The organism is Parvibaculum sp. (assembly GCF_040882025.1).
GTDB lineage: Bacteria > Pseudomonadota > Alphaproteobacteria > Parvibaculales > Parvibaculaceae > Parvibaculum.
Genome location: NZ_JBBECC010000081.1, coordinates 1 through 5,010, shown reverse-complemented (window position 1 = coordinate 5,010; position 5,010 = coordinate 1). Strand labels below are relative to the sequence as shown.

At 63.5% G+C, this 5,010-nt stretch carries 4 protein-coding genes and 1 pseudogene; 2 read left to right on the top strand and 3 right to left on the bottom strand.

Features of this window, described 5'->3' with window-relative positions; all coding sequences use genetic code 11:
• Nucleotides 1-1,046: chaperonin GroEL (groEL, locus tag WEB61_RS05545; protein ID WP_368063333.1), on the top strand; the 1,046-nt coding region annotated here is incomplete at its 5' end.
• Nucleotides 1,047-1,165: 119 nt separating this feature from the next.
• Nucleotides 1,166-2,347 carry an acyl-CoA dehydrogenase family protein gene (locus tag WEB61_RS05540; RefSeq protein ID WP_368063332.1) on the top strand — a complete coding sequence of 394 codons (1,182 nt, stop codon included), beginning with the start codon at nucleotides 1,166-1,168 and terminating at the stop codon, nucleotides 2,345-2,347.
• Nucleotides 2,348-2,718: 371 nt separating this feature from the next.
• Here the strand turns inward: WEB61_RS05540 and WEB61_RS05535 are convergent, their stop codons facing one another.
• The 3 genes and pseudogenes from WEB61_RS05535 to WEB61_RS05525 form a co-directional block, all read right to left on the bottom strand.
• Nucleotides 2,719-3,642: an alpha/beta fold hydrolase gene (locus WEB61_RS05535; RefSeq protein WP_368063334.1), complete on the bottom strand. Its 924-nt coding sequence runs from the start codon at nucleotides 3,640-3,642 to the stop codon at nucleotides 2,719-2,721.
• A gap of 5 nt (nucleotides 3,643-3,647) precedes the next feature.
• Nucleotides 3,648-4,820 carry an alpha/beta hydrolase gene (locus tag WEB61_RS05530; protein WP_368063331.1) on the bottom strand — a complete coding sequence of 391 codons (1,173 nt, stop codon included), beginning with the start codon at nucleotides 4,818-4,820 and terminating at the stop codon, nucleotides 3,648-3,650.
• Nucleotides 4,817-5,010, bottom strand: a pseudogene (locus WEB61_RS05525) (enoyl-CoA hydratase); the annotation flags it as partial. The pseudogene WEB61_RS05525 and the gene WEB61_RS05530, both read right to left, overlap by 4 nt.

Here is a 5,010-nt window from a genome sequence, read left to right as displayed (position 1 = left end):
CCAATGCCGACAAGATGATCGCCGAGCTCGAAGAGCCGCTGATCCTGCTGCACGAAAAGAAGCTGGCGAGCCTGCAGGCCATGCTGCCGGTGCTCGAAGCCGTGGTGCAGTCGGGCCGTCCGCTGCTGATCATCGCCGAAGACATCGAGGGCGAGGCGCTGGCCACGCTCGTCGTCAACAAGCTGCGCGGCGGCCTGAAGGTCGCGGCCGTCAAGGCGCCGGGCTTCGGCGACCGCCGCAAGGCGATGCTCGAAGACATCGCCATCCTGACCGGCGGCCAGGTGATCTCGGAAGATCTGGGCATCAAGCTCGAATCCGTGACGCTCGACATGCTGGGCAAGGCCAAGCGCATCTCGATCACCAAGGACGACACCACGATCATCGACGGCTCGGGCAAGAAGAAAGACATCGAAGCCCGTGTCGGCCAGATCAAGCGGCAGATCGAGGATACGACGTCCGACTACGACAAGGAGAAGCTGCAGGAGCGCCTGGCGAAGCTCGCCGGCGGTGTGGCCGTGATCAAGGTCGGCGGCGCCACGGAATCGGAAGTGAAGGAGCGCAAGGATCGCGTCGACGACGCGCTGAACGCGACACGCGCTGCCGTTGAAGAAGGCATCGTTCCGGGCGGCGGCTGGGCGCTGCTGATGGCCACCAAGGCGGTCGGCAAGCTCGCGGATGATAATGCCGACATCCAGGCCGGCATCGCGATCGTCCGCAAGGCGCTCGAATCGCCGATCCGTCAGATCGTCGAGAATGCCGGCGTCGAAGGCTCGATCGTCGTGCAGAAGGTGCTGGAATCGAAGCAGGCCAACTGGGGCTTCGATGCGCAGAAGGAAGAGTATTGCGACCTCGTGGCCGCCGGCATCATCGACCCGACCAAGGTCGTGCGCACGGCGCTCCAGGACGCTGCCTCGATCGCCGCGCTGCTCGTCACCACGGAAGCCATGATTGCCGAAGCGCCGAAGAAAGATGGCGGCGGCGCCGGCGGCGGCATGGGCGGCGGCGGCATGGGCGGCATGGGCGGAATGGGCGGCATGGACTTCTAAGTCCGGCACTCAAACGCCTCGGAAATGCGAAGGGCCGGTGGAAACACCGGCCCTTTTGCTTTGGAGCGGGCGCCCGCTAGACTGCCGCCAACGAAAATTCAGACCGGGCGGCCGAAAACATGGACTTCTCCTTCTCCGAACAGGACGAACAGTTCCGCATGCAGGTGCGGGACTTTTTCGAAAACGAATATCCGCGCGCGATCGTGGAGAAGATGGCGTCGGGCGCCTCGCCCGCGAAAACCGACTACCAGACATCCGAACGGGCGATGGCGGCCAAGGGCTGGCTTGCCGTCAACTGGCCGAAGGCGGATGGTGGCACCGGCTGGAGCGCCAACCAGAAATACATCTTCGACGAGGAGCTTGAGCGCGCCGGGGCGCTGAACGTCGTACCGATGGGCCTGCTCTATGTCGGGCCCGTCATCTATACGTTCGGCACGGCGGAGCAGAAGAAGCGCTTCCTGCCCGGCATTCTCGACAGCACCATTTTCTGGGCGCAGGGCTATTCCGAACCCGGCTCGGGCTCCGACCTCGCTTCGCTGCAGGCCAGCGCCGCGCGCGACGGCGACGACTATATCGTCAACGGCACGAAAATATGGACCAGCCTCGGCCAGCATGCCGACTGGATTTTCTGCCTGCTGCGTACCTCCCACGAAGAAAAGAAGCAGGAGGGGATCAGCTTCCTCTTGATCGACATGAAGACGCCGGGGATCAGCGTGCAGCCGATCATCACCATCGACGGCAAGCATGCGCTCAACAGCGTGGTCTTCGAGGATGTGCGTGTGCCGGCCGAGAACCGCATCGGCGAGGAAGGCAAGGGCTGGCACTATGCCAATTACCTGCTCGGTCATGAGCGCACGTCCTACGCGCATGTGGCGGGCAAGCGGGCGCAGCTTGCCGATATTCGCAGCGTCGCGCAGGCGCGCGGCCTCATCGCCGAGCCGGCTTTCGCGCGCAAGCTCGGCGATCTCGAAACGCGGCTCGACGCGCTCGAAATCACGGTGCTCAGGACGCTCTCCTCGGTTGCCGAAGGCGGCGCGCCGGGGAACGAATCCTCGATCCTCAAGATCATCGCCACCGAGCTGGCGCAGGACATTACCGAACTGGGCATGGAAGCCTTCGGGTTCTATGCCCTGCCCGCCTTCCCCGATGCGGTGGCGCCCGACTGGACCCACAACACGGCGCTGCCGGCCGGCGCGGCGCCTGCCGTCGCGCGCTATCTCGGCGCGCGGGCGCAATCGATCTATGGCGGCTCGAACGAGATTCAGAAGAACATTATTGCGAAGCGGATCCTGGGGCTTTGATCCCCCTGGGCGTCATGGCCCGATTTATTCCACTGCTGTCCGGTTAAGCGAAAACGATTGCAGGAATGAGGCTCTCGGCACCAACCAAATCCGTCATGGCCCGATTTATTCGGGCCATCCACGTCTTTTCGGCACGTAAAAGCTGAAAAGAAGAAAGAAAGACGTGGATGACCCGGACGAGCCGGGTCATGACGAAAATGGGAGAAAGTGCTGTGTCGCAAGTGGTTTGAATCAAACCCTGCTCTTCTTAACCGGACAGCAGTGGGTCAAGCCCGGCAAAGACGAGGTGGGGGAGATGTCAACGCAACAAGCCCCGGGGTGACATTGAATTTCAGATAATGGAACAAGCATGCGGCGCTACCCGCGTGACCTCACCGCCCTTCCGCCTCCAGCCGCGCCTTGAAGTTGCGGACTTCGGCGATGACGACGTCCGGAAACTCCATCGGCAGGAAATGCGTCGAGCCCGGCACCTCGGCGATATGGGCCTTGCGGTCGCGGGCGCGCATCAGCGTCGGGAAGGGCTGGCGGCAGGTCGAGCCTTCGGCGGCGTAAAGAAGCGCGAAGGGCACGTTGAGCTTCGCCACCGCGCGGTTCATGTTGTGGCCATGTGCGCGGAAATTGGCGGCTTCCCATGCCGGCGCGCAGAGGAGTTCGGCCTGCCCGTCCTCGCGGATGCGCGTGCCGCTTTCGATGTAGTCTTCCAGGAATTTGCGCGGCCAGGTGCGGAAGGCGCCGCGGCCGAAATAGCGGTCGACCGCCGTTTCGCGGCTTTCGAAAACCGCGCGCCGCCGTTCGGCCCCGTCGGCCAGCGACATCGGCCCGCCCTTGCGGCCCGTGAGCCGCCACAATTTCATCATGTATCGGAACAGCGGCGGCGTCATCACCGGGTCGATCAGCACGAGGCCGCGCACGAGATCGGGCCGTTCCGAAGCCGCCATCACGCTGGCGGCACCGCCCATCGAATGCCCCATCAGAATGATTTTCTGCCCTGTCGCCGCGCGAAAATCCTCCGCCATGGCGATCAGATCGTCGCGATAGACATACCAGTTGCGATGTTTCGCGGGATCGGCCGTGAGCGTCGAGTGCCCATGGCCGCGCGCGTCCCAGGCGCGGATGTGGAATTCGCCGGCCAGCGGCGCCAGCAGACGCCTGTAGGTGCCGCCGCTGAAGCCATTGGCATGGGCGAAATGCAGCGGCGGCTTGCCCGCACCATCATCCCATTCGAGAAAGGAGATCGCGCCGTCCGCCAGCGCCAGTTCGCGGCGCGCGGGCGCTGCATTCACGACGACATTCATTGAACTCAATCCAGAAGTTTCTTCTTGCGCAACCAGCCTGCGACCAGCGCCACCGCTTCGGCCATCTTGTCGGGTTGCCCTATATAGTAATGCGTCGCGCCCTTGACCACATGAAACTCCTTGTCGTCATGGGCGACGCCGGCGAAGATCCGCGCCGCATGGCTCGGCGTGCAGGCGTCGTCGGCGCTGTTTTCGACCACAAGCACCGGCACCGAAATGTCGCCGGCGCATTTCGGTCCGTCGGCGCGGCTTTCCCGGTAGGACCATTGCGACAGCCAGGCGCGCAGCGAACAATAGCGCGCCAGGCCGGCCGGCATCATGTTGACGATTTTCGGCTCACCCATGAAACACCAGTTCGGTCCCTTGCGGTCATTGGCGTCGATCGAAAGATCGAGCCAGCGCGGATCGGCCATGGTGCCGTGGACGACGAAGCAGAATTCCTCGTTGGCGCGGCCCGCGCGCTTCATCGCCGCGAGCTTGTCCCTGACCCAGCCGTCGATCCGCGCCGAGCGCGCGATCTGCGCGGCGCGGAAGCGCGCGATGAAGGCATCCGTATAGGGCGGCTGGTTGGGGTTTTGCGGATTATAGAGATCGAGCCCGACATCGCGGTCGTCCGGGTCCTGTTCGTTGCGGATCGACGGGTCGAGCCATTCGGTCAGCGTGATGGCGCGGCTGACATGCGCGGCGAGCTGCAACACCGCATCGGCCGGAATGAGTTTAGCGCCGACGATGTCGACCGCATCGCCCGCCGGTGTCGCGGTAATCGAGGGTTTCTCGGCTTGGGCTTGATAGAACATCGACAGCGAACCGCCGCCCGACCAGCCGGCCAGGATCACTTTTTCATAGCCGAGCTTTTCCTTCGCATAGCGAATGTAATGCCCGAGATCGAGCAGCACCTTCTCCATGATCAGCGCTGAGTCATTATGCGGATAGCGGCTGCCGCAGGTGAGGCAGGCAATGCCGGCGGCCGCCAGCGCATTGGGCATCGGCAACAGGTTCATCGTTCCCGTCGGATGCATGAAGACGAGCACGGTTTTCGAGGCGACGCCTTTCGGCTTCAGGTGCTGGCCCTCGACGACGACGGTGTCCATCGCACCTGCATAGGTTTCCTTGAAGGCAGCCTTTTCCTGCCAGTGCAGGAAAAAGGGAATGCGTTCGACTTCGTAAGGCGCGCTCATTCGGCGGCCCGCGTCGCGGCCTTCTTGAAGTCGGGCTTGCGCTTGTTGAGGAAAGCGTCGACCGCCTCGTGATGTTCGGGCGTCGTCCAGCAGATTTTCAACGCATCGGTCTCGCGCTTCTGCGCCAGCTTCAAATCGGTCTCGCTGGCATTCTGCGTGAGGAGCTGCTTGGTCATGCGCAACTGCCGCG